Origin of the sequence: Thiomicrorhabdus marina (assembly GCF_017571465.1) — a bacterium.
Classification (GTDB): domain Bacteria; phylum Pseudomonadota; class Gammaproteobacteria; order Thiomicrospirales; family Thiomicrospiraceae; genus Thiomicrorhabdus; species Thiomicrorhabdus marina.
The window spans coordinates 90,329-114,790 of sequence record NZ_JAGETV010000005.1; the positions used below are offsets into that span (position 1 = coordinate 90,329).

Genomic DNA, 24,462 nt, shown 5'->3' on the forward strand with positions numbered 1-24,462 from the left:
TCACAAATCTTCCTTATTTATTCTCGTCTATGATCGGCTGCGTATTCTGAATGCCGTGGGCGGCAATCTTAGCTGCATGACCATGTTCCATACCGTCCGGCATCGATTTAATATAGACGTCGTGCTGGCTGAATGGAATCTCGATATCCGCTTCTGCAAAGGCTTTGTAGATTGCGCAGTTTAGGTTGTCGACAATACGACCGCGGAATTCTGGATTGTCAATCCAAACCAACAATTCAAAATCTAAACTTGAAGCACCAAAAGCTCGGAAACGCGCACGCGGTTCTGGTTCATGGCAAACTTCTTCCTCGGCATAAGCGACTTTGACCAACACATCGCGAACTAAATCAATGTCCGAACCGTAGGCGACGCCGACCGGTACTCGCACTCGCGAGCGGATGTCTTTACCGGCACTTTCATTGATGATTTTGCCGTTGGCAATAATCGAGTTGGGGATGTTCACTTCCAAATCGTCACGAGTCAGGATTCGGGTCGAGCGCAATCCGATATTGGTGACCTTGCCGCGTTCTCCAGAATCAATAACGATGTAGTCACCGATTTTGTACGGTGAGTCAGCTAATATAAAGACCCCCGAAAGTAGATTGGCGACAGTGTCTTTGGCAGCGAAACCGACCGCGATACCGATAATACCGGCCGAGGCAAGCCATGCGGTCATATCAATTTCCCAGGTAACGAACAGCAGATATAAAGTGAACAGTACAATCACTACCGCTGAGGTGTTTTCTAGAAGCGGCAGAGTTTGCGGTTTGATAATCGAGCCTTGCGCATTAATTGCTGATAGGCGTTTTAGATAGAACTGGCTGCTGCGATAGAAGAACTGACCCCACACCAAAATGTCCATGCTGCGGAAAATGTCGTGAAGTAATGAGACGGCGCTCGTGCTTAAGCTGAAATGGTTGAGGATACTGCCGAGCGCAAACAGAATAATTGAGATACTGATCGGGAAGCGCAGAGCACGGACGATAAAATGTCCGGTTGGTTTGGCATCCGATTTAAAACGACGGCTTGCTAGATAACCTAAAAGTAGATTAGCGAATAACAGTGCGGTTAGTGCGATTAAGGTGATAACGCTGACATCAACCCATAATGAATTCTGTTCCATTAACTGTTCGGCGCGACTAATCAAAGTCTGCCATAGTGAGTTACTCGTGTCTTGCATAGCATTTTCCCTAATTTATTTATCTTGTAAAAGTTGCGCGTAATCGGCTAGGAATTGTTCTTGTAGTTCACAGACCGGAACAATATCGCCGCGCTTTTCGCGTGCTAGCTGCAAAGCGTCATTTAACTGCATACCACATTCCAGCATGACACTCACCGCTATGGTTCCGGCTCGTCCACGGCCACCATTGCAGTGCACTGCGACATGCGCACCTTCATTTAATAATTTAATCAGTTGCAAGTTAAATTGGCGGAGTTCTTTAAGCACCGGAACCCCCATATCTTTAACGGGAAAGTCAAGGTAGTTGATCCCTGCACGCTGTGCGGCATGTTTTTCGGTACCTAGTTGCAAGCGCTCAATTTCTTGGGTGCGTAACAAGTTGACAATATGAGTGATACCGGCCTTTTGGTAATAGGCCATGTCTTCAAGTAATGTTTCGCTGCGTGGACGGGGCATCATGGTTAATTGGCCTAAACCAATCGATGTAATAGGGAAGATTGGCGGAGTTTTGTTAGGTTGCATCTTAATAAAATTGTTATGAGTTGAGGGTATTAAAAAAGATTTTAGCCGATTGACAAAGCTATTGAGGATGATTTTCGCCTCTAGTAATCAGGTGCTCTGGGCATAGTAATTCACAAAAATTGTGGATAACTTAAGGATAATCGGTTGTAAAACTCTGTAACTAGATGAAATTACTTACAGTTTTCCTGTTTTGCTTAAAAATTAAGCAATTGTTTAGCATAAACAGTTAGTTAACTTTAGGATGACAACTTAAAGTTGTTCTTATAGTTTAATTTCAATTTTATGACAAGAAAATATCAAAACTCTCTATGGGTTGGCTAGAAAGCTTCAATAAGACCTATTTTTATTACGTGGTTATAATGCCAGCAAGTAAATTTTAATTTTACAAATTCCGATAACCGTTATTGGAAACAACCTAACCGACGTTCGCCTGTCGGAATCAATCTAATTCAAACTAGGGTTTGAAGGAAAGAAAGGAGAAGAGGCGTTATGACTAGTGCATGGATTGGATCCCTATTGTTATTGGCAATACCGGGATTATTTTTTGTAACTTCGTGGGCGCATGAAAGACGCGCCAACTGGAATGTGACCATGGCGGTCGCATTAATCGGCTTAGTGATTAGTGCATCATCCGGTTTTTTAGCGATTGCCGGCATTGTTGAGTTCGGGCATGGTTTTAGCTGGGTTACCCACGAGCCGGTCAGTCTAGTGATGCTGAGTTTAATCAGTTTCATCGCCTATATTAATGTGCGTTATTCACGTGCTTATATGGCCGGTAACCGAGAAGAAGAGAAACGTTATATCCGCTGGCTTTCAATTACCCTTGGTTTTGTGACCTTGGTGGTGGTGTCGAATCACATGATGATGATGTTGGTTGCCTGGATTGGGATTTCGGTTGCGTTGCATCAGTTATTGATTTTCTACCCGGAACGTCAACGTGCGGTGCTAGCGGCACACAAGAAATATATCTTTGCACGTATTGCTGAAATCTGCCTGTTTGGCGGGGTGATGATTTTGTATTACCAGCACGATACTTGGTTGATTTCCGACATCTATGCGAACTTGAGTCAAGCAGAAACTTTGACCTATGCCGATCAAATTGCCGCATTATTCTTAGCGGCAGCGGCTTTGGTTAAGTGTGCGCAATTACCGTTACACGGCTGGTTGATTCAGGTAGTTGAAGCGCCGACTCCGGTTTCTGCATTGTTGCACGCCGGCATTATCAACTTGGGTGGTTTCTTGATGATTGTGTTTGCACCTTTATTGATTCTATCGAGCGCTGCGCAGTGGTTGCTATTGATTATCGGTGGCTTGACTACGGTATTGGCGGCGTTGGTGATGATGACACGAGCCACGGTCAAAGTGCGCCTGGCATGGTCGACCATGTCGCAAATGGGCTTGATGCTAGTGGAATGTGCGCTCGGTCTATTTGAATTGGCATTACTGCACTTGATTGCGCACTCATGCTACAAAGCGTATGCCTTCCTAAACTCGGGTACCGAGGTGGAATCAACCATGAAAAAACGTCTATCGAAATCGGTACCGCCAACGCGTGCCGACTGGTGGATGGGGGCGATTTTAGCCGGCGCTTTGGTTATCGCCTTAATCGTTGTCGCACAGTTGCCGGCGCCATATAGTCCATGGATTCTATTGGCGATTGCTTTGACACTATTGATTGCCGAGCGTCGTGGGCGCCTAAGCACCGCATCGGTTTTCTCGATGGTTGGATTAGCGGCAATTCTACTGGCGGCTTACACACTACAGAAAATGGGCATCCACTTTATTGTTGAGCCGAAAGCAACCACCGTTGGTATGGCGGGTGATATTTGGATGGGCGTCTTGTTTATTGCGTTCTTTGCCGGTTACATCCTGCTGCGTTATCACCGAGATAATCCGGCGATGGTGTCGGTATGGCGCTCTTTCTATGCAGGATTCTATCTGGATGAATTTGTGACTCGCTTAAACCTACGTCTATACCCGACGCGTTTACCGGTTCGCTTTAAACCGAAACACTTGAAGATTCCAAAAGAGGAGTTGTTCAAATGATTAAGAATCAGAACACGATGCCGAATGCACAGGCACTTTCGCCAAGTTTGAATGAAACGCAACGCGAATTGATCTATGAAGCGTGCGGACGTATCGCACCGACTTGGCCGCTAGACGAGCTGATCGCGGTAAATCCATGGTGGGAAATGCGTCAGCAGAATATTGCCGACGTTTCTGCAAAACTGGAAGCACTAGGGCAAGCATACTGCTTAATGCCGAAAACCTATTTCCAAAATGTATGGTTGGAAGAAATCCAACCAGTGCATCTGGAGCAGGCAAAAGCCGAGTTTGGTCATGATGAACTGACCGTGGCGCAATTGGAGCGCTATCTGGTTGAAGATGACGACTATACCCATTGGCACAATGTCAGTGACTTTGTCGACGGTGGACGTGATCGTAAATACAAAATGGCGTGGCGTGATGAGATTACTCATCAGATTTCACAGTTCTGTGCCGACTACTTCCGCCAGCGTCCGCAAGGCGTTAAGTATGACGAGTATTACAAAGGTCTGTATCAAGCTTGGCTAGATACTACCCGTCACGACCACGGGATTGAAATTCTGATGGCCGAAGACGGCTTGACTGAAATGTTTGAAGACTTGCCGGAAAATGCCGAAGATCTGTTGGCTGAAGCCATCGCAACGCTTGGTGTCGTCGATAAGCAGTTGGCGGATTATTCGCATGCTCTGTTATTGGATGTGAACGGTTGGGCCTCATGGGTTTCTTATCTGCGTTGGCAAGACCGTTTAAACAACTGCGAAAACCATTTGATGTTGGATTTCTTGGCAATTCGTTTTGCTTGGGAATTGGTTCTTTGGCGTCATCAACGCAACACTGACCGTTCGGTTTTCAATGAATTGAAAGTGATGTGGCGCACTCAGTTGGCGATGCTACCGAAATTGATTTCGGCGCACAAAGAAACCCAGCAAAAAGCGTGGGTTTGGCAGCGTGCGGCAGAAATTGCTTATCAATCGCATCTGCATGAACGTCTGCGTTTTGCCAGCACTACTTTGCATCAGGGTGATGATGAAGTCGACGGTGAAATCAAACGTGCTGAAGATCCGGCAACGGCAGCGCCATTGGTGCAAGCGGCTTTCTGTATCGATGTCCGTTCAGAAGTGTATCGCCGAGCGTTAGAAGCGCAGCACCCGCGTATTCAAACACTTGGTTTTGCCGGTTTCTTCGGATTACCGATTGAATATCAGCCAGTTGGTACCGAAGTATCTCGTCCGCAATTGCCGGGACTTTTGAAGTCGGCAATCAAGGTAACGCCTTTAACCGGTAAGGAGAAACTGACAAAAACTGCCGGTAAGTTGAATATGAAGGCGCGTTGGGCAGAGTGGGGCTATGCGCCGCCGGCAACCTTCTCGATGGTTGAAGCGACCGGTGTGATGTACGCTTGGAAACTACTGAAAAACAGTGTTTTTCCGGACGATCATCATCACCCAGTTAACGACTTACCGCTTACCGAACAGTTTGAATTGACCGAAGCCAATCAGCCGTTGACAGTGGAACGTAAGGTCGAACTGGCGGCAACCATTCTACATGCGATGGGTTTGGACAAAGACCTAGCGCCAAAAGTGTTGTTAGTGGGGCATGGTTCAAGTTCGTGCAATAACCCACATGCCGCTGGTTTGGATTGCGGTGCTTGCGGTGGACAGACCGGTGAGGTAAATGTTCGCGTATTGGCGCATCTGTTGAACCTTCCAGAAGTCCGTGCAGGGCTTGCGGAAAAAGGTATTGAAGTGCCAGAAGAAACTGTGTTTATCGCAGCGATGCACAACACTACCACCGATGAAGTGAAGTTCTATGGCGAAGGTCCTGATACTACGTTGCGCATCTGGTTCGATCAAGCTTCGGACTTGTGTCGTCAAGAGCGTGCGACCCGTTTAGGTTTGACGCATTTGGACGGCAAGGCTTTGCATTCGTCGATTAAACGTCGTGGTAAGGACTGGTCGCAAGTGCGTCCGGAATGGGGCTTGTCGAACAACGCGGCATTTATCGTGGCTCCGCGTTGGCGGACTCGTAGCGTTGATTTTGACGGCCGTGCATTCCTGCATGATTATGATCACTTTGAAGATCAAGATCGAAGCCTACTGACGTTGATTATGACCGCGCCGATGGTGGTTGCTAACTGGATCAATCTGCAATATTACGCTTCGGCGTGTGACAACCACGTTTACGGTAGCGGTAATAAAGTTCTACACAATGTGGTCGAAGGCGGCGTTGGTGTATTTGAAGGAAACGGCGGCGACCTGCGTATCGGTCTGCCGATGCAATCTCTGCATAACGGCGAAGATTGGATGCACGAACCACTGCGTTTGAATGTCTATATCGACGCACCGCGTGAAGCGATTGAAGGCATTGCTGCCCAACATGATGTGGTACGTGACTTGATCGATAATGACTGGTTATATATCTATCGTTGGGGGCGTAAAGGCACTATTGAACGTTTCTATCAACGACAGTGGATTCCAGCGAAAAAACCGATTAGTTAATCTGCTATTAAGCCTTAAAAATAAACCAGTTCAGATTTTTGAACTGGTTTTTTTATTTTTTAGTGGTCACTTTCTAAATTCTGACCTGCCTCAATAGAGGCTAATTGTAAAATATTTTCAATATCTAAGTGTTTTTCAAAGCAATCCGCCAAGCGATTGATTTGCTGTTCGCGGAAAAGGGTTAAATCAAAAATTTCTGTGTCTTCCGCACCAGCCCAATTCAGCAGAGTTTGTAACCCGCTTGGTGAATCAAAAAGGCCGTGTAAATAGGTAACCAGAATTTGATTGTCTGCACTGATTAAACCATCGAAAGAACCGTCACAAAACGCAATCGCGGGTAATAATTCAGGGAAATCGGCAAAGTTGCTCTGTCCTTGATGAATTTCATAACCACAGACATTTGCATTAGAGGCGAAGTTTAGGCTTCCCTGTTTATTTGTTAACTGTTTGCTGTTCTGAAATTCAGTGCTATACGGCATCAAGCCTAGACCATCGGTTTGTGTTTGTTCAGATTCAATGCCATCAGGGTCTAACAATTGTTGGCCTAACATCTGCAAACCACCACAGATGGCAATTAATTTCCCTCCATAACGAAGATGTGTATGCAGTGCTTTTTCCCAGCCTTGTGAGTGCAGCCAGTTTAAATCCGCAACCACGCTTTTTGAGCCGAGCAGAATGATTAAATCCGCGGCAGGAATTGGTTGATTATGTCGTACCCATTGAAAATCGATTTGAGGATGTTGAATCAATGGATCTACATCAGTGTGGTTGGAAATATGCGGGAAAAGTGGGGCGATGATTTTAATTTTGCTGTTGTGTTTATCGCTCATATTTTTCGTCAGACCGACCGAGTCTTCAGCATCCAAGTGCAGGCCATGCAGATAGGGTAGAACCCCTAGAACGGGCTTGCCGGTTTTTTGTTCAAGCCAATCTAGACCGTCTTTCAATAGGGCAATATCACCGCGAAAACGGTTGATAATAAGGCCTTTAATTCGATTCCTTTCAGATTCACTCAAACATGCCAAAGTACCGACAATATGGGCAAAGACTCCGCCTTTATCAATGTCGGCAACCAGAATGACCGGGCAATCTACTTTTTCGGCAAAGCCCATATTGGCAATGTCGCCTTGGCGCAGATTAATTTCCGCGGGCGAGCCGGCGCCCTCCACCAGAATAGTCGAATACTGTTTGGAGAGAATTTGAAAGGAATCGAAAACCGCTTGCGCGGCTTTCGGTTTGTAGGCGTGATAGTCCATCGCGTTGAGATTACCAATAGACTGGCCTTGTAAAATGACTTGTGCTCCGGTATCCGAATTCGGTTTGAGTAAAACCGGATTCATGTGCACGGAAGACGGCACTTTAGCAGCTATCGCTTGCAGTGCTTGCGCTCGTCCGATTTCACCGCCGTCTTCGGTAACCGCAGAGTTCAATGCCATGTTTTGCGGTTTAAAGGGCGCATTGATAATGCCTTTACGCTGCAAAACCCGACACAGTCCGGCCACTACTGTGCTTTTGCCTGCATCGGATGTGCAGCCTTGAATCATTAAACAATTGACCACAACCTCACCACCTATTTAAAACTGATAATTGACACCTAGATAAGCGCTACGTTCAGCGACACCATACCCATCGACGACTTGGTAGTATTCATTGAATAGATTGTCTACTTTAAGGTAGAAACGGGTTTTGGAATTGGCTTGATAGTTAGCGACTAAGTTACATACTGTGTAGTAATCAGTTGCATTACCTTCAGAGCGTTCACCAATGTAAAGTGCATTGAAATTAATATCCCATTCCGAGCTTGCAAACCAAGTTAGATCAAGGTTGACTTGGTCTCGCGGACGTCGAGGCAATTCATTGCCATTGGCATCTTTGGTTTTGAGATAGGTATAGTTTAATTGAGCGTCAATGTTGCCGAAACGGTTACCGAAACCAAGCTCATAACCGCGAATTTTACTGGTTCCTGCAATGTTTTGATATTGACTGTTTTGCCAACTTATTAAATCGGTCACGCGCTTATTGAAATAGCTGAAGTTGAGCCCATTCCATTGATAGCTCAGGCTAAATTCTTGTGAGGTTTCTGCGGCTAAATCTGGATTTGCGGTGCCCCATGGATTAAGAACCTGAATTTGTGATGGCGCATTAAATGCAGTTCCAAAATTTGCGCTCAGGTTATGTTGTTCTGCAAAATGGTATTTAGCCCCGATTTTTCCGGTGATTTCAGTACCGAAGCTAGTGTAATTATCCCAGCGAATGGCTTCATTAAATTGCCAATTAGCAAGCCGGTGACTGTAGACGGCAAATAGAGAATTAGAGTGATTTGAATCGGTTAACTTTTGATTTGCACCGAGATTCCATGAATATTTATCGGATTCGGTTTTATTACGGTTGTGGTTGGCTCCTAACACAAGATCTTTTATTTGATGTTTGAAATTTAAGGATTGAGTCATCCCGGTAACGATGTCAGGCGTTCCAGAATCCAACTGTTCATTTCTGAATTTTGATTGTTCCAGACGAATTTCTGTATCACGATTGCGCCAGATGGCACTGCTTAAAATGGTTTTGCTTGCAAATCGTTGCAGGGAGTCAGGTGCCAGAAAGCCGTCATATTCACCTTTGGAAGCAGTATGGTTATGCGATAACAGCAAATGTTGCTGATTGCCTAAATCAAAATCCAACTTTGCATTCAGGTTAGTTTGCGCGATACCATCCGCTTCATACTGGTCAATATCTTCTCCAGCAGGGACTTGAGCGCTAAACCCTTCGCTGAGCAAGCGCTCACCGCCGACGATAAGCTTATGTTTTTGGTTATCGCCAAAAAGAAATTGGCTATTAAATACTGCCTTTTGAGTATTATAAGCGCCGCTTTCAACAGTGATTTCATTGCTACTGCTTTGCTTACTGATTAAGTTAATAACGCCGGCTGCTGCGTCTGCACCCCAGACACCAGATTGGGCACCTTTAATAATTTCAATTCGTTCGATATTCGCTAAGGAAATGCTGGCAAGATTCGCCCCATTTGTACTGGCTGGATCGTTTAGACGCACGCCGTCTAATAAAATCAAAGTACGGTTATTACTTGAGCCGCGTAAGAAGAGGTTGGTTGTTGATCCGATGCCGCCATTACGTGTAAAACTAATGCCCGGTACTTCTCGCAATGCATCAATTAATGTTGTGTAGTTTTTCGAAGAAAGGGTTTGCTGATCAATAATGTAGGTGTCGGCAGTAATTTCCTGCAGTGTCTGAGGTTGTTGGCTTGCAGATACCAATACTTGATCCAGCTCGGTAGAGGCGGCCGATAAAGTATGAATCGGCGCTGCCAATAAGCAGGCGATAAGATATTTTTTTTGCATGATTTTCCTTCCAATAGATGTATAAATCTACAAGAAGGCAAAAAGGGTCGTTCGCTTAAAACGGAAACAGGTATTACGCTATAGCTAGACAGCGTTTGTAAACCGAGAAAAATTCACGCCCAATTGCCCTCCGCAATCGGTTGATGACGAACAAATCGTCTATTTTCCAGGCCGGTATCCGGGCTGAAGAGCAATTTGGGATGGCCTTCTCGGAATTGCTTCCAATGGCGTTCGCATCCGTCTTCTCTATCACCGTTGCGGGGGCAGCGTTGGATTTGAGTTGTATAAACTCGCACCAGACTTCCCGTTTAACGACTGTTTGATGAGTTGTCGCACCTAGAAAAATACGCATTCTAGTAACTTTTGCCGTTATCTGCAATTAACAACCGTGCTTTTTTGATTGGTTTAAAATGAGGCAAACTATTTTAAAAGGGAAAGTCATGCATCGTCGAGCCAGCTTGTTTTTATTGTTATCTTGGTTGTTTATTGCAATAGGCTTGATTACGGGAATTGTTGTTGACGGAATGTGGTTTGCACGCTTTGGCAGTGTGGTGGTGCTATTTGCAGTGATGAGTGAGTATGCTCTGTTACATTTGGAACTGAATGTACTTTATGACCGTTTGGAGCTAGTGATGGCTGATGATGATATGCCGGATTTAACCCCCTCTAAATGGCATCGTAAAAAAGTCTGGCTATCGCATTTAACCGTTGTTGTCGGCACCTTAATTTGGGGATTTGGCGATCTGTTGTTTTAAATCGACATTGCAACTGCGCGAGCTTGAATAAGTTGTTGATGTTGAGATTAGTGTACTTTGATGCATATCCCTAACTACTTATTCTGGCGAGGTAATCTGTAGAAACCTTAAGCAAGCCCAGCGAAAAATTGCCGGGCATGGTAGACGGAATCTAGTTGAGAATATCAATGATTTCGCGTGTATGTTGATAGAGGCGAACCAATTTGCCATCGATACTAATGGTCACTCGGCCGTCAATATCGACTGGCCCCATAACCTTGCCATGTTCGTACACTTCTCGATCCATTACTTCGCCACGGTGAAGTTTTTTCTGCCAACCAGGTGGCAGCGGCTTGCCGGTTTTCTCACTGCGTTTATTGAGGCCGTGTGGAAGATCATTTCGTTCAGAATAGCGATAATCGGTTTGTTCAGGTTGTTTATAAGATTTTTTGTCGCGATCTTTGTATTCGTGTTTTTCATTCTTTTCGTGCTTGTCTCTATCAGCATAAGCCGGTTGCGCACTTAAGGTCATAAACGCACTCAAACTCAGTATGCTAAAGAACGTTGTGAATTGTGATTTTTTCATATGTAAATGCCTTTTTACTTTTCTCATTTATCTTAACGGCTTTTACCAATCATCTATAGTCGTTTTTTAAAGAGGCTTTGCTACTGATTTGTTGAGTTTTTAGCTGGCTTTTTGGAAAGAGTTGAGATTGTTTTAAGTTCATGGATTTTTAATGCCAAGTTTGCAGACAGTCATATTAGGAATTCATGTATAATTTGGCGTTAAATTTTGCTGCCTTTCCGTGCAGCGATTACATTATTTACATGCTGTTATCACAAGAATTTCCTTGGAAATAGCGTCAACTTTACAGCCATTGCAAACAGGTGATTTGAAACAAATGAGCAAGAATGTGACAAACGAAACCGCTGAACGCCCGGTCAATTTTATTCGCAATATCATTAATGACGATCTCGCGACACAAAAACACCAACAGGTTAAAACGCGTTTTCCACCTGAGCCAAACGGCTATTTGCACATCGGCCATGCTAAGTCTATCTGTCTGAACTTCGGGTTGGCGGAAGACTATCAAGGTGGCTGCAACTTGCGTTTTGACGACACCAATCCAGCCAAAGAAGATATGGAATATGTCGAATCCATTAAACGTGACGTTGAGTGGTTAGGTTTTCAGTGGGATGGTGAAATCAAGTACTCGTCGAACTATTTCGAAACCTTCTACGACTGTGCGGTTGAGTTGATCAATAAAGGTTTGGCCTATGTCTGTTTCTTGAATGCCGAAGAGACTCGTGAATATCGAGGTTCTTTAAAAGAACCTGGTAAAGAAAGCCCATTCCGAAATACTGCGCCGCAGGAAAATTTAGCGCTTTTCGAAAAAATGCGTGCCGGCGGTTTCAAAGAAGGCGAGTGCGTTCTAAGAGCGAAAATCGACATGGCATCATCATTTATGTGTATGCGTGATCCGACCTTGTACCGTGTGCGTTTTGAACACCACCATCAAACAGGTGATAAGTGGTGCATCTATCCGATGTATGACTTTGCACACTGTATTTCCGATGCGATTGAAGGAGTAACTCACTCTCTATGTACACTTGAGTTCCAAGATAACCGTCGTATCTATGATTGGTTACTTGAACATTTAGATGCTTTCAATCGTCCGGATCGTCCCCATCAATATGAATTTTCTCGTTTAAATCTTGAATATACCGTGATGTCAAAGCGTATGTTGCATCAATTGGTCGGGGATAAATTAGTTGAAGGTTGGGATGACCCTCGTATGCCGACGATTTCCGGTATGCGCCGCCGTGGTTATACGCCAGCATCACTGCGTGACTTTGCTGAGCGTATCGGTATCTCTAAAGTCGACAGCATGACTGAAATGGGTATTTTGGAAGCGGCGATTCGTGACGACTTAAACGTGGTTGCTCCGCGAACTATGGCGGTAATGGACCCGATTAAATTGGTTATTGAAAATTATCCAGAAGGCGAGCTAGAGTCAATTCAGGCGCCGGTTCACCCGCAAAACGAAGAGATGGGCAAACGAGAAATCTTCTTTGGTCGTGAGCTTTATATCGACCGTGCAGACTTTATGGAAACTGCGCCAAACGGTAAGTACATGCGTTTGGCAATTAATAAAGAAGTGCGTCTGCGTAATGCTTACATCATTAAAGGCGAGCGTTTTGAAGAAGATGCGGACGGCAATGTGACAACGGTGTACTGCTCTTACGATCCAGAAACTCTAGGTAAGAACCCTGCGGATGGGCGTAAGGTTAAAGGTGTTATCCATTTCGTTGAAGCGAGTAAAGCGCTACCGGCGGAGTTCCGAGTGTATGATCGTCTGTTTACGGTAGCTAACCCAGCAAAAGAAGACGATTTTGAAGCGGTACTAAATTCTGAATCACTATTGCTTAAACAAGGTTTTGTTGAGCCTTCAATGGCCAATGCACCGGTGGAACAGGCTTACCAATGTGAACGTGAAGGTTACTTCTGTCGTGATAATAAAATCACAGACCGCCTGGTCTTCAATCGCACGGTTGGTTTAAGAGATGTTTGGGCGCAGAAGAAATAAATTTGCTGCCAGTGAAAAAACAAAAGCGGAGCTAATAACTCCGCTTTTTTTATGAGTAAAGACGTTTCAAGTTTATTGGATTGAGTCTATAAGCCAAACATTATTTTCTTTACTGAGGGTAAAGGTTTGCGATTCGGTTTTCAGTAGGATCATCTTCTTTTCGATCATTGAGTGCATTCGCTCTTCGACCGCGGCATAATTTTTATTTTCTAAATTGGCTTTGATTTCAGGAATTAATAAATCAAAGGCTTGAATTTGCGGCGTGGTTGTTTGCACCTGCACGGTCGCTTGATTTTCCATCTTGTTTACGCTGATAATTTTGAACTCGTTCATTGTTAGGCGCAGACGATTTTCATCGTCATTTATCTGAAATTGGTCGTTGAAGATTTGTTGTTTTGCCGGGCGGTTTGCATCATTCAGAAGATTGTACGCAGAGGTAAAATTTAAACTCTGCAAGGCAGATTGGTATTCGCTGACTACGTTTTGCGGCGTCTTTTGCTCGTTGTTCGAACAGCTACTCAGAAATAGGGCGGCAAAAAGAAAACATACTACAAGTGAAGATTTGAGTTTATGCATAAATCTATAGCGCTTGAACTTTTTCTAGCATGGCTTGTGCATGACCGTCTGGGTTTACACCGTATTCGACATAAGCCAGTTGGCCGTTGGCATCGATCACAAAAGTCGAGCGGACAATGCCCATTTTTGAAACCCCGTTTTTTTCTTTAAGCTGCCATACGCCATAGGCGTCACAAATTTCACCGGCGGTATCGGCCAGTAAATCAATTTTTAAAGCAAATTTGTCGATAAAGGCTTGGTGGCTTGCGGAGTCATCTTTACTAACGCCAATTACTTTACAGTTGGCTTTGGTGAAGTCTTCTATAAGAGCAGTGAAGTCATTGGCTTCAATAGTGCAACCGGGCGTGTCGTCCTTTGGATAGAAATACAGCACGACTTTTTGTCCGGCAAAGTCGTGTAAAGAGATTAACTTTTGTTGTTGGTTGATGGCTGAAAAAGCTGGAGCTGCTTGTTTTATGGATAACATAATGAACCCTTAGATGATAAAAGAGGAGAAAATTTTTAGGATGATTTTAGCCGATAAACTTCTGCCATGCGATATAGCTAAAGAAGATTAGCGTTATCAGTAGCAGGGTGTTTATAAACCAGCCGCTCTTGTTTGCTTTCATTCCGGTTCGGTTATTGAAGTACAGCAACGCAAGTGCTAAAAACGGCATAAATAGGGTGCCGACAATCGCATAGAGCTTTTGTACTTCTTTAAAACTTATCCATAAACTCAGCATTGGAATAATTGCTAATGCAATCTGGAATCCTTTGTAGCTTAGAGTCTGTGACAAATTTTGCAAATCTTCGCTATTTATTTGCGGCTTAATATGACGGACAACATCGGCGAAGAGATATGGAACGGCTTGCCAGACTCCTAACAGGCTACTGAAAATAGCAAAGAAAGCACCGAATAAAAACAGCCAGCGACCGGTAGTCCCGAGCTCGTTTTCCAAACCGTTGGCGAGATTAAGAATTAGTCCAGTACCTTTGCCATCAACCGGCACGGTACTGCCGATAATTACCATTGCCATGCCGAAGATAACCGTTACGCTGTAGCCGACTAATAAGTCAATCCTACACACACTAATATCACTCGCTGAAATACGCTGTTTTTCGCGAATCCAATACCCGTAAGAGAAAATTGTTAGAGTGCCGCCAACGCCGCCTACCAAGGCGACCGTCCATGTTAGGCCATTCCCTTCTAGATTGGGAATTGATGGGATAAATAAACCATTCAAGAATGGTCCCATTCCAGGCCACAGTAACAGTGCGGTTAGAACCACGACAAAAAACATAATTCCGATTGAAATGCCCATCACTTTTTCAAATAAAGCAAAGTTACCGAACCGAACTAAGGCAAGGCCAACTAAGCTTAGAAGAATCCCAAAAATGATTTTGCCGTTTTGCGGTTCGAAGATCGGGATTAGTGAATGCATAGCAACGCCGCTTGCACTAATAAGTGCCGAGCCGACAAAGAATGACCAGAGCACTAAATAAATTAAGAAAATCCAGATGAAGGGCAGACCCAATTGTTTGGCAAGGCCGTCGATAAAGCTATCGCCATTGACTAATTGCCACCGCGCAATGCCTTCAGTTAATGCAAATTTAAAAAGACCGCCGAGTACGACTGCCCATAGAATCGCGATCCCTAAATTGCCGCCGGCAAATGCTGCTGTGGCAAGATCGCCTGCACCGACACCAGTTGCAGCGATTAATAATCCAGGGACAATAATATTCAATAATTTCGATGCCATAAATTTATCTCTATCATGCTCCCAAACAGTATAGCTAGTTTTATTGCACGGTGAATTTTTAAGCTTCGATTAAGCCGAATTTTGACGTTATGAAAAATACCAGTATGAAAATCACAATAAGAATTGGTGATGAATTGTTTGCTGTGGCATTACAATTTTAAAGTTTTGTGATAAGTCTTTTGAATGCTTGAGTTGAATAAATTTATGCTTATAGTTTTGCCCAGCAAGTGCGACGCAGTTCGTGCGCTATAACAACTCTAAATTAAGGAAACTGAACATGAAAAAGAATATTATTGCTCTAGCAATCGCTTCTGCAATTGCTGCGCCTTCTGCTATGGCTGGTGCGCCTACTGTATACGGGAAAATGCATCTGGCAGTAGAAAAAGTTGAAGGTGGAGATGCATCTGTCAACGAACATGATTCACGTCTTGGTGTAAAAGGTTCTGAAGATCTAGGTAACGGTCTAAAAGCAATCTATAAAGTTGAATTCGCTCTAAAAACAGTCGCTGATGGTGGTGATGAAACACTGTCACAGCGTAATACTTATCTAGGTCTTAAAGGTGGCTTTGGTCAAGTTATGTTTGGTACGCACGACACGCCAACCAAAATGATTCAGCCTTCAGATCTATTCGGCGATACTTATGCGGATGTTAAATATTTCGATAATGGTCTAGATGATGGTGAAAACCGTTTTTCTGATACCGCTATGTATGTTTCCCCTTCTTTCTCAGGTGTTAAGCTGATTGCGGCAGCTGTTTTGAATGAAGAAGGTGCAACGGATGCAGATAAGAGCGATTGGACTAATGTTGCAGTGACTTATGGGTCAGTTAAAAAAGGTTTATACCTAGCAGCGGCTTACCAAGATGCCGGAGATATCGATGAGACAGTTGTTCGTGTTTCTGCACAGTATAAAATGTCTGATTTGATTGCTTCGATCATGTACCAAGACAATTCTGGTGATGACCAAGACAACGGTAACTTTACGCAACTTCAGTTTGGTTACAAGTTCGGCAAAATTATGCCTAAAGTCAAATATGTAATGGCGAACAATGATACTGATGATTCAAATGAATCAGGCTATGCTGTAGGTCTTGATTATAAGCTAGGTAAGAAAACAACTGCTTATGTTTACACTTCTGACGCTTCAGACGTTGGTGGTGATAAGGTGAATTTCTCTTTCGGTCTAGTACACAAGTTCTAATTTAGTACCGACTTAGTCGGATTAGATTAAAACTCAAACCCTGCAAGTTTCGACTTGTGGGGTTTTTTGTTTAAGCAAGTAGTCCGTAAGCGGTTCTTTGCAAAAGATAAAAAAACCGCTGGACTAGGGAAACGTCACTTTGTTGTTAGGCTTCTTAACCATAGCGATGGCTATGCTTTGCGAAACCTGCCTAGAATTGACTGCTTCAAACACCTCGCTGAAGTCAATCGGGACCTGTTCTGCGCTTCCTTAGATTACAGCGGTTAAAATATCTCATTAGGAGAGTGCTTTTGTGAAAATTCAGGTGATTTCAGGTTTTCTTTGTACTGAGCCATCAACAGGTCGGCTGAAAAATGTCTGATAAATGATTTTAAAAGTCAGTTTCTGATTGTGGTTCCAAGGCATGAGCGACATAAAGCGTGCCAGGAAACAGTAGTCAAATAGAACCATAGCGGTTGTTCCGAGAATAACTGGATATAGAATCCAATACATCGGTTGCCAGAAAGCGATAATTAAAAGCAGTAAATAAGCAAGCCTAACCTGTACAGGAAAGCTGCTAATCTTAGGATTTTCGCTAAAGTAGTGAAGGGTTTGTACGGCCGTTAATAGGGTTGCGGCTATAAGTCCGAAATTGTTCCAGATGCTTACTTCTAAAATCAGCAAAATATCGGTTATAAACCAATAAATCCAAAGTTTATTAAAAATTCTATTCACAAGTTAGTCCTTTATTGATTGCCTACCTAACGTTTGTTAGTTTAAGTCGGATAACCTTAAGGTCAAGCTAAAGAGCCATTTAATTTTCTTTTGGAGGATAACCTAAGTTGATGGGTTTTTAAGAAACAGAGGTTTGAGTATTCAGTATTTTTTCACGGGCTAACTGATCCGCCAGTTGATTTTTTGAATCATTGGCATGTCCTTTAGTCCAGTAAAAATCAATGGATTGGGTTATTGAAATTCGGTGAAATTCTTGCCAGAGTTCGGAAAAAACGACTGGATTCCCATTGCTGGAGCGCCAATTGTTTTTCTGCCATTTAGGGTATTTTTCCAATAGGCCTTCAAGGAGTATCTGCGCATCGGTATACAAGGCAACTGATGTATTTGCATGATTTTGCTGTAGCCATTCAAGCGCTTTAATGGCTGCGGTGAGCTCCATTTCTAAACTTGAATGCGATAATTGGCTGCCGCTTAGTGTTTCAATTAGTTTTTTTTCGCTATCGTAAATAGCCACCGCCCAGCCACCTAGGTGATACTGTTTAAAATAAGCGCCATCGGTATAGAGGTGAAGTAGTGGCGGCGTCTCAGAGGTTGGACTTTGTGGCAGTTGGTAGGGAGTATGTTGACGAAAGTCCAATTCACAATCTCTTAGTGTTTGAGTAACAGGTTTTTAAGGCATTGTAGATAGGCAGCTTCGTCCGGTTCGGACTGGCTTCGCTGCGCTTGCCACATCATCTCTCCAAGACAATCCATCATGGCGTGCTCGGTTTTCATTACATCGCCAATTTTCTCGCCAAGCTGTTGGTAGATTAGTTTAATGCCCGCAGGACGATCCATCACCACCTGTTCTTGTAAACCCAGATGCATCCCCATATGCAAAAAAGGATTAGTCTCACCGTCTTCCGGCTTATATTCATTCCCCAGCTTTTCGTTTTCTAGCATCATGTGATATTCAGGGTGCATTTCGATTACACGTGCCACCAGTTGTTCCATTGGCTCCATCGGCATGCCCATACGTGCTTTCTTCCAAGTATCAACGTAAAACTGTCTTAATTTATCTCGTTCTGAGGTATATAGCATTGTTTTGAACCACGAAGTTCACGAAGAGCATAAAGGGACTTAGAGATAAAATCCTGTCCCTTATGTTCTAGGTGGTTAAAAATTATTTTTTTAAAACTCGCTAGGACACTGCGAAAAATTTTTTTATTTGAGAAACCTAGCGCAGTTTACATTCAAGTAAATGAGCAACATATCGCACAAAAAGAACTGTTGCAGCCTGTCCTAGTAGAGTTTTACTCGGTTTTTTCTTTAAATTCACACAGATCGTAAATACAGCAAGCGCCACAGCGTGGCTTACGCGCAGTACAAGTGTAACGGCCATGCAAAATCAACAGGTGATGTGCAGGAATTAAGTATTCTTTCGGTACGTGTTTCAGCAAAGCTTTTTCTACTTCCAGTACATTCTTACCGGGTGCTAATTTTGTTCGATTCGAAACGCGGAATATATGGGTGTCGACCGCCATGGTCGGATGGCCGAAAGCGGTGTTTAACACGACATTCGCCGTTTTTCGCCCAACACCCGGTAGCGCTTCCAGTTTCTTCCGGTCTTCCGGCACAACTGAACCGTGCAGTTCGACCAGCATCTTGCAGGCTTTGATAATGTTTTCCGCTTTGGTGTTAAACAGCCCGATGGTTTTGATGTATTCCTTGAGTCCATCTACACCTAACGCATAAATCGCTTCTGGCGTATTGGCGACCGGAAATAACTTGCGGGTAGCAATATTGACACCTTTATCAGTTGCTTGTGCAGATAGAATTACCGCAATCAACAGTTCGAAAGTGCTGGAATATTCCAGCTCGGTTTCCGGTTTGGGAATCGCTTCGCTTAGGCGTTGAAAAATTTCTAATCGTTTTTGTTTGTTCATGGCGTGTGTATTCTATTATTTAATTGCGATTTTAATGCCTAAATCATTTTGCAATTTAGCGGCTTTTTTCTGGTCATAGTAATTTTTAGCGGCAATCAATAGTCCAAGGCCGATAAATGCTCCCGGCGGAAGAATCGCCAGTAATACGCCTTGGTAATCGTCTCCGAAATGGATAGTCCAGTTGCGGGCAGCTTCACCGAACATCAGATGCGCTTGATCGAAAAGGGTGCCGGAACCGATGATTTCACGCAGCCCGCCGAGTAGAACCAAAACCGCTAAAAAACCAATTCCCATAAAGAAACCGTCTAGCAGAGCCTTGTCGACACTGTTTTTAGACGCATAAGCTTCAGCACGGCCTAGAATTGCACAGTTGGTAACGATAAGCGGAATAAAGATGCCTAGAATACCGTGCAAGGTATGGAAGTAAGCGTTCATCAACAGATCAATCGCAGTTACTGCGGTGGCAATAATCGCGATATAAACCGGAATGCGGATTTCTTGCGAGACATGATCGCGAATCAATGACACCAAAACATTCGATACCATCAATACCGCTAACGTCGCTAAGCCAAGCCCAATGCCATTGACGGCATTATTGGAAACTGCCAGTAGCGGACAAAGACCAAGTAGCGCAACCAAAGCTTGGTTGTTTTGCCACAGGCCGTTGCGCATGATTTTTTTATACTCTTCCAGCTTTTGCTGCCAAGCGCTCTGTGTTTTGCTCTGTTCAGGCGTGTTGTCGAGAGTGGTGTCTGTTGCATTACTCATACACGGTATCTCCTAATGAATTAACCACTTGCAAGGCGTTTTTTACTGCACCGACGACGGCACGCGGCGTAATGGTGGCACCGGTAAATTGGTCGAATTCACCACCGTCTTTTTTCACTGCCCAAATCGAGTCGTTAGTGGCGGTTAGCTGTCGACCGGTAAAAGAGAGTATCCAGTCGTTTTTTGCCAATTCAATTTTATCGCCAAGCCCTGGGGTTTCGGCATGCTTGAGCACGCGAACGCCGGAAATTTCGCCGTTTGGAAGCACGCCAAGCAAAATATAGATATTGCCGGTATAACCATTTGGCGCAATGGTTTGCAAGATAATTCCTGCCGGTTGACCGTTCTTACGGGCGCGATAGACGGTTACCCAGTTTTTAGCCCCCAATTTTTCTAACAATGCTTGCTCTTTAATGTGCATCTGGTCTTGTAATGGGTCATTGTCATACAGAGCTGACGGTAAGACTTGGTTAAAGCCTTCTAAAAGAGTCTGTTTTTCTGCCTCGGCAATTTTCGGTTCGGTGACTCCGCGGATAATCAAAAGAACCACGATACAGAGCACTACAAACGCAGAGAGTTTTCCGGCAGAAGAGCCCATCGCTTTGAATAGTTCGGCATTCAGCATCTTCGGTTTATTTTGCATAGACTCTCCTAGTGATCATGCCCGAAGACGCGTGGTTGGGTATATTGGTCAATCAATGGTACGGCGATATTCATCAGTAGAATTGCAAACGCCAATCCATCCGGAAAAGCTCCCCAAGTACGGATGATATAAACCAAAATACCGATACCGCATGCATAGATAAAACGTCCAATCGGGGTAGTACTGGCTGAAACCGGGTCAGTGATAATAAAAAACGCTGCCAACATGGTTCCACCGGAAAGCAATACGAAATCTGCAGGTGGATACATTTCTGGGTTAATCTCATGCATGAACCAAGCAAAAATAAACAGCGAGCCGAGGAAGCCGACCGGAAATTGCCAGCGGATAGTACGTTTCCATAGTAGATAAAGGCCGCCGACTAAGAAAGCGATATTAATCCAAGCCCAGCTGTTCAGACCCAGCCAAAAACCGGTATGGCTGGTATGGCCTTCAATTGGCTTTAACGTTTCGGCGACGGTAATACCCTGTGCTATGCCAATACGCATTTCGTTTAGAGGGGTTGCGCCGGTCAAAGCATCAAAACTGGTGTTGGCGGCTTGCAGAGAACCAGTGAAAACAATTTGTAACGCATCGCCAAAACCGATGAAATGGCCGCTGATTTCGGCCGGCATAATCCAGTTAGTCATTTGCACGGGGAAAGAGATAATCAAAAATGCATAGCCAAGCATCGCCGGATTGAAGGGGTTATAACCAAGCCCACCATACAAGTGTTTACCAAAAATAAGTGCAAATGCCGAGCCGCTGACAATCACCCACCAAGGTGCGGTCGGCGGAATACAGAATACCAAACCGGTAACGGTTATCAGGGCGCTTAAATCGGTCAAAAACGGCATGACCGGGCGGCCACGCAGTTTCAACATCGAATATTCAACAACGATTAGTGTCGCGACTGCTAACAGCCATTGCACGACAATTCCGAAACCGAACAGATAGATATGCACCAGCAGCGCCGGCATGGCAGCCAGCTGAACCTGCAACATCACCTTGCGCACGGTTTGGTCGTTATGCGCATAAGGCGAAGAGGGCGGTGACGGCATGGTCGCTAGACTCATTCTGTGGAATCCTTCTGTTTTTGGGCATTAGCGGAATTAGCTTTATTCGCTGCACGTTTTGCAGCAGCAGCTTTGGCTGCGGCAATCGCTTTTTGACGAGCATCCGCTGGCTTAGCTTTAATGCCTGTGCTTGCTTCATTGTCCGAGGCGTTCTCCGGTGCTTCGGTGATGCTTTCTTGCGCCTTAGCCTGTTGCGTTTTCTTTCGTGCGGCCGCGGCTTCTCGTGCCTTCGCGACAGCTTGTTTTCGGGCTTGTTCTTTTTCTAGCGCTGGTGACGTTTGCTGATCATTGGCACTTAAGTCAGTGGTCTGAGAGTCTTCAACCTGTGGTGGTGCTTTTTGTTGCTCTGCTGTTGTTTCCGTTTTTGGATTGGATTGCGCTTTCTTTGCTGCCGCGTCTTGAGCACGTTTTTTAGCGGCGGCAATGGCTTTTTCGCGCGCATTCATTGGCTGTGAATCCGGTTCTGCGACCGTTTTTTCAGTTTGTGTGCTTAACTCGTTATTCGTAGCGTTCGCCTGTTTCGCTGCGGCAGCTTGTGCGCGCTTCTTAGCAGCCGCTGCGGCAATGGCTTTATCTTTGGCAGTTGCGATACTTTGACCCTTGGTCTTTTTATCGTTATCGGTTTGACCTTGTTTATTGGCCGCAGCTTTTTGTGCTGCTTGAATGGCTTTTTCGCGCGCGCTCAACGGTTTATTGTCGTTACCTTTCGCGGATGCCGCCTTTGCTTTGGCAGCAGCTGCTTTGGCCGCAGACGCTGCCGCAGAAGGTGTCTTGGCCGCGCTAGCTTGTTTTTTGACAGCTTGTTTTTTGGCTTTTAAACGCGCTTCACGCTCTGCTTTTTCCCGTTCAATACGCTCCAAGCGAAATTCATGGCGTTGCTTAGCGATTTCTTTGGCTTCTTTATCCGCATTTAGCGCTTTGATTTCCGATTTAGCGTGGCGATAGTACTGCACCAGTGGAATATGACTCGGGCAGACATAACTGCAACAACCACATTCAATGCAGTCTTTGATATTCAGTTTTTCGACTTTTTCATATTCATGGCCTTGCGCGTGCCAGTACATCTGTTGCGGTAATAGATTGACCGGGCAAGCATCCATACATTCGCCGCAGCGAATGCAGGGCATCTGCATTTCGCGTGGTTCCGGCGGATTGGCAAGTATGCAGTTGGTGGTTTTTAAGACGGGCACATGATTGTCCGGCATGCGAACACCCATCATCGGCCCGCCCATAATTAGCGGATAATCAATCGGTGATTTTGGTCTAGCAATCGCCGTTAACTCGTTGAAAGGTGTACCTATTAAAGCATCGATATTGAAGCCTTCTTGCAGACCCTCTCCGCTCACAGTCACCAGTCTGGAGGTGAGCGGTTCGCCAAATTCTACCGCGCGATGAATGGCGGCCAAAGTAGCGACATTCATCATCAATAAGCCTTGGTCAATAGCATGGCCACCGGATTCCAGTTCAATGCCGGTGACTTCAAAAACTAACTGCTTCTGCCCGCCCATTGGATAAACGGTTGCCACCTGATGGATTTCCATCGGTAGGCTCTTGGCTTCTTTCTGCACTGCATCTAAGGCTTTCTGCATGAGGCCGATGGCTTTTGGTTTATTGGTTTCGATTCCGCACAGAATTTTCTGGCAGCCGAGTGCTTGCGCAGTGATTTGCGCACCATGCCAAATCGACTTGGCTTGAGTCTGCATCAAAAGATCATCGCAGCTGATAAAGGGTTCGCATTCCGCACCGTTAATGACTAAGGTGTGAATTTTGCCTTTTTGCTTTGGCAGTTTGGCGTAAGTCGGGAAACCGGCGCCGCCCATACCGATAATGCCGGAATGAACCAATAAATCTTTAAGAGCTTGCGGTTCTTCTGGCCAAGTGCCGTCAACCTTTAACGCATTATCAATAGCTTGGTCCTGTTGATCCGGTTGTAGGATAAGGCAAAGTTCTTGCAAGCCGGAAGCGTGCGGTAAGGTACGTGCTTCAATTGCGGCAATTGTGCCAGAAGTTGGGGCATGAATTGGCACAACAAGTTTGCGATTGGCGTCGGCATCTGCTTGTGCCAGTAGTTGATTTTTTAGGACGTGTTCACCTACTTTTACCAAAGGTTCGGCTTTTTCGCCAATAGCTTGCGGTAAAGGTAGAATCAATACGTTTGGAATCAGCGGCGGATAAATCGGATTGCGCGTGCTGAGTGATTTATTGTATTTTGGGAATACGCCGCCGTGAAACTTATATAGCCAGCGTTTCGCCATCGGATAAATTGGCGCGATTTTATTGGCGATAGTCGTTAAAAAACTCATTTTGCCGGCTCCGCTAACTCAGCCAATGGCTTTGGTTCAAGCTGCATTTGTGGCTCCGGCCACTGCCAGTTTTTTAGAGTGACTTGTTTTGGTTTCATCTCAATACAGTCAACAGGGCAGACGGGTGCGCACAAGTCACAGCCGGTGCATTCTTGTTGAATTACGGTGTGCATCATTTTGGTGGCGCCAAGAATCGCATCGACCGGACAAGCTTTAATACATAGCACACAACCGATACAGAGGTCTTCATCAATCCATGCGGTCATCGGTGGTTTTTCTTCGTCGACACTGTCATCCATCGGTTTTTCTTCGCGACCGGTGATTTCCGCGATTTTAATCATCACCTCGGTACCGCCGGGAACACATAAATTGACTTCAGACTCGCCGTTCGCTAAAGCTTCTGCATAAGGCTTACAACCGGGGAAGCCACACTGACCGCATTGAGTTTGTGGCAGTTCTCGGTCGATCTGCTCAGCGACCGGATTGCCTTCAACTTTAAAGCGTACTGCAGCAAAGCCAAGCGCTAAGCCAAATGCCAGCGCCAGTCCTAGGAAAATTACAATTGCTTCGAATTCAAGCAGCCAATCCATCCACTGCAT

22 protein-coding genes and 1 riboswitch are annotated in these 24,462 nt (G+C 44.8%); of the genes, 5 read left to right on the plus strand and 17 right to left on the minus strand.

Features of this window, described 5'->3' with window-relative positions; all coding sequences use genetic code 11:
• Positions 1-13 precede the first annotated feature (13 nt).
• The gene (locus J3998_RS04465; RefSeq protein ID WP_243750591.1) at positions 14-1,180 is read right to left on the minus strand and encodes a mechanosensitive ion channel family protein; all 1,167 of its coding nucleotides are present in this window, start codon (positions 1,178-1,180) and stop codon (positions 14-16) included.
• 15 nt (positions 1,181-1,195) lie between these two features.
• Entirely contained in the window at positions 1,196-1,702 is a 507-nt protein-coding gene (locus J3998_RS04470) for a protein-tyrosine phosphatase family protein (protein ID WP_208148264.1), read from the minus strand.
• 489 nt (positions 1,703-2,191) lie between these two features.
• On the opposite strand from J3998_RS04470, the gene J3998_RS04475 reads away from it, so the two are divergent.
• Positions 2,192-3,748 carry an NADH-quinone oxidoreductase subunit L gene (locus tag J3998_RS04475; protein ID WP_208148265.1) on the plus strand — a complete coding sequence of 519 codons (1,557 nt, stop codon included), beginning with the start codon at positions 2,192-2,194 and terminating at the stop codon, positions 3,746-3,748.
• Positions 3,745-6,246 (plus strand): YbcC family protein, encoded by a 2,502-nt coding sequence (locus tag J3998_RS04480; RefSeq protein ID WP_208148266.1) that lies wholly within the window; start codon positions 3,745-3,747, stop codon positions 6,244-6,246. The genes J3998_RS04475 and J3998_RS04480 overlap by 4 nt, the downstream gene beginning before the upstream one ends.
• Positions 6,247-6,305: 59 nt before the next feature.
• On the opposite strand, the gene J3998_RS04485 is transcribed toward J3998_RS04480, so the two are convergent.
• Complete coding sequence (locus J3998_RS04485) at positions 6,306-7,805, minus strand: cobyric acid synthase (RefSeq protein WP_341829244.1); 1,500 nt, start codon at positions 7,803-7,805, stop codon at positions 6,306-6,308.
• A 15-nt stretch (positions 7,806-7,820) separates the two neighbouring features.
• A complete protein-coding gene (locus J3998_RS04490) occupies positions 7,821-9,599 on the minus strand; it encodes a TonB-dependent receptor plug domain-containing protein (protein ID WP_208148267.1) in 1,779 nt (592 codons plus the stop codon).
• 152 nt (positions 9,600-9,751) lie between these two features.
• A riboswitch (cobalamin riboswitch) is annotated at positions 9,752-9,954 on the minus strand.
• 85 nt (positions 9,955-10,039) lie between these two features.
• Between J3998_RS04490 and J3998_RS04495 the strand changes: the two genes are divergently transcribed.
• Positions 10,040-10,354 (plus strand): hypothetical protein, encoded by a 315-nt coding sequence (locus J3998_RS04495; RefSeq protein ID WP_208148268.1) that lies wholly within the window; start codon positions 10,040-10,042, stop codon positions 10,352-10,354.
• Positions 10,355-10,505: 151 nt separating this feature from the next.
• On the opposite strand, the gene J3998_RS04500 is transcribed toward J3998_RS04495, so the two are convergent.
• Positions 10,506-10,919: a hypothetical protein gene (locus J3998_RS04500; RefSeq protein ID WP_208148269.1), complete on the minus strand. Its 414-nt coding sequence runs from the start codon at positions 10,917-10,919 to the stop codon at positions 10,506-10,508.
• 316 nt (positions 10,920-11,235) lie between these two features.
• On the opposite strand from J3998_RS04500, the gene glnS reads away from it, so the two are divergent.
• A complete protein-coding gene (gene glnS / locus J3998_RS04505) occupies positions 11,236-12,921 on the plus strand; it encodes a glutamine--tRNA ligase (protein ID WP_208148270.1) in 1,686 nt (561 codons plus the stop codon).
• Between the two features lie 72 nt (positions 12,922-12,993).
• On the opposite strand, the gene J3998_RS04510 is transcribed toward glnS, so the two are convergent.
• Genes J3998_RS04510 through J3998_RS04520 form a run of 3 tightly spaced genes read right to left on the minus strand, consistent with a single transcriptional unit; the run spans position 12,994 to position 15,236 of the window.
• A complete protein-coding gene (locus J3998_RS04510) occupies positions 12,994-13,497 on the minus strand; it encodes a DUF4878 domain-containing protein (protein WP_208148271.1) in 504 nt (167 codons plus the stop codon).
• A gap of 4 nt (positions 13,498-13,501) precedes the next feature.
• The gene (locus J3998_RS04515) at positions 13,502-13,963 is read right to left on the minus strand and encodes a peroxiredoxin (protein WP_208148272.1); all 462 of its coding nucleotides are present in this window, start codon (positions 13,961-13,963) and stop codon (positions 13,502-13,504) included.
• A 46-nt stretch (positions 13,964-14,009) separates the two neighbouring features.
• The gene (locus J3998_RS04520; RefSeq protein ID WP_208148273.1) at positions 14,010-15,236 is read right to left on the minus strand and encodes an Nramp family divalent metal transporter; all 1,227 of its coding nucleotides are present in this window, start codon (positions 15,234-15,236) and stop codon (positions 14,010-14,012) included.
• Between the two features lie 277 nt (positions 15,237-15,513).
• On the opposite strand from J3998_RS04520, the gene J3998_RS04525 reads away from it, so the two are divergent.
• Positions 15,514-16,437, plus strand: coding sequence for a porin (locus tag J3998_RS04525; RefSeq protein ID WP_208148274.1), 924 nt, complete (start codon positions 15,514-15,516; stop codon positions 16,435-16,437).
• Between the two features lie 300 nt (positions 16,438-16,737).
• Here J3998_RS04525 and J3998_RS04530 read toward each other — a convergent pair whose 3' ends face one another.
• The 9 genes from J3998_RS04530 to rsxB form a co-directional block, all read right to left on the minus strand.
• Complete coding sequence (locus J3998_RS04530; protein ID WP_208148275.1) at positions 16,738-17,151, minus strand: hypothetical protein; 414 nt, start codon at positions 17,149-17,151, stop codon at positions 16,738-16,740.
• Between the two features lie 118 nt (positions 17,152-17,269).
• Positions 17,270-17,788, minus strand: a complete 519-nt coding sequence (locus J3998_RS04535) for a ribonuclease H family protein (RefSeq protein WP_208148276.1) — start codon at positions 17,786-17,788, stop codon at positions 17,270-17,272.
• A gap of 11 nt (positions 17,789-17,799) precedes the next feature.
• A complete protein-coding gene (locus J3998_RS04540) occupies positions 17,800-18,231 on the minus strand; it encodes a DUF1841 family protein (protein WP_208148277.1) in 432 nt (143 codons plus the stop codon).
• A 212-nt stretch (positions 18,232-18,443) separates the two neighbouring features.
• Entirely contained in the window at positions 18,444-19,076 is a 633-nt protein-coding gene (gene nth, locus J3998_RS04545; protein ID WP_208148278.1) for an endonuclease III, read from the minus strand.
• A gap of 15 nt (positions 19,077-19,091) precedes the next feature.
• Positions 19,092-19,844, minus strand: coding sequence for an electron transport complex subunit E (locus J3998_RS04550; protein WP_208148279.1), 753 nt, complete (start codon positions 19,842-19,844; stop codon positions 19,092-19,094).
• Complete coding sequence (gene rsxG, locus J3998_RS04555; RefSeq protein WP_243750592.1) at positions 19,837-20,487, minus strand: electron transport complex subunit RsxG; 651 nt, start codon at positions 20,485-20,487, stop codon at positions 19,837-19,839. Before rsxG ends, J3998_RS04550 begins: the two co-directional genes overlap by 8 nt.
• A gap of 8 nt (positions 20,488-20,495) precedes the next feature.
• On the minus strand, positions 20,496-21,560 hold the full coding sequence (locus J3998_RS04560) for an RnfABCDGE type electron transport complex subunit D (RefSeq protein ID WP_243750593.1): 1,065 nt from the start codon (positions 21,558-21,560) through the stop codon (positions 20,496-20,498).
• Positions 21,557-23,863, minus strand: coding sequence for an electron transport complex subunit RsxC (gene rsxC, locus J3998_RS04565; RefSeq protein WP_208148280.1), 2,307 nt, complete (start codon positions 23,861-23,863; stop codon positions 21,557-21,559). Before rsxC ends, J3998_RS04560 begins: the two co-directional genes overlap by 4 nt.
• Positions 23,860-24,462, minus strand: a complete 603-nt coding sequence (rsxB, locus tag J3998_RS04570; RefSeq protein ID WP_425086090.1) for an electron transport complex subunit RsxB — start codon at positions 24,460-24,462, stop codon at positions 23,860-23,862. The genes rsxC and rsxB overlap by 4 nt, the downstream gene beginning before the upstream one ends.

Bases quoted from the DNA above. Each gene is read 5' to 3' on its own strand.
- J3998_RS04465 (WP_243750591.1), bottom strand. From the start codon at position 1,180: ATGCAAGACACGAGTAACTCACTATGGCAGACTTTGATTAGTCGCGCC.
- J3998_RS04470 (WP_208148264.1), bottom strand. From the start codon at position 1,702: ATGCAACCTAACAAAACTCCGCCAATCTTCCCTATTACATCGATTGGT.
- J3998_RS04475 (WP_208148265.1), top strand. From the start codon at position 2,192: ATGACTAGTGCATGGATTGGATCCCTATTGTTATTGGCAATACCGGGA.
- J3998_RS04480 (WP_208148266.1), top strand. From the start codon at position 3,745: ATGATTAAGAATCAGAACACGATGCCGAATGCACAGGCACTTTCGCCA.
- J3998_RS04490 (WP_208148267.1), bottom strand. From the start codon at position 9,599: ATGCAAAAAAAATATCTTATCGCCTGCTTATTGGCAGCGCCGATTCAT.
- J3998_RS04495 (WP_208148268.1), top strand. From the start codon at position 10,040: ATGCATCGTCGAGCCAGCTTGTTTTTATTGTTATCTTGGTTGTTTATT.
- J3998_RS04500 (WP_208148269.1), bottom strand. From the start codon at position 10,919: ATGAAAAAATCACAATTCACAACGTTCTTTAGCATACTGAGTTTGAGT.
- glnS (WP_208148270.1), top strand. From the start codon at position 11,236: ATGAGCAAGAATGTGACAAACGAAACCGCTGAACGCCCGGTCAATTTT.
- J3998_RS04510 (WP_208148271.1), bottom strand. From the start codon at position 13,497: ATGCATAAACTCAAATCTTCACTTGTAGTATGTTTTCTTTTTGCCGCC.
- J3998_RS04515 (WP_208148272.1), bottom strand. From the start codon at position 13,963: ATGTTATCCATAAAACAAGCAGCTCCAGCTTTTTCAGCCATCAACCAA.
- J3998_RS04520 (WP_208148273.1), bottom strand. From the start codon at position 15,236: ATGGCATCGAAATTATTGAATATTATTGTCCCTGGATTATTAATCGCT.
- J3998_RS04525 (WP_208148274.1), top strand. From the start codon at position 15,514: ATGAAAAAGAATATTATTGCTCTAGCAATCGCTTCTGCAATTGCTGCG.
- J3998_RS04540 (WP_208148277.1), bottom strand. From the start codon at position 18,231: ATGCTATATACCTCAGAACGAGATAAATTAAGACAGTTTTACGTTGAT.
- nth (WP_208148278.1), bottom strand. From the start codon at position 19,076: ATGAACAAACAAAAACGATTAGAAATTTTTCAACGCCTAAGCGAAGCG.
- J3998_RS04550 (WP_208148279.1), bottom strand. From the start codon at position 19,844: ATGAGTAATGCAACAGACACCACTCTCGACAACACGCCTGAACAGAGC.
- rsxG (WP_243750592.1), bottom strand. From the start codon at position 20,487: ATGCAAAATAAACCGAAGATGCTGAATGCCGAACTATTCAAAGCGATG.
- J3998_RS04560 (WP_243750593.1), bottom strand. From the start codon at position 21,560: ATGAGTCTAGCGACCATGCCGTCACCGCCCTCTTCGCCTTATGCGCAT.
- rsxC (WP_208148280.1), bottom strand. From the start codon at position 23,863: ATGAGTTTTTTAACGACTATCGCCAATAAAATCGCGCCAATTTATCCG.
- rsxB (WP_425086090.1), bottom strand. From the start codon at position 24,462: ATGCAGTGGATGGATTGGCTGCTTGAATTCGAAGCAATTGTAATTTTC.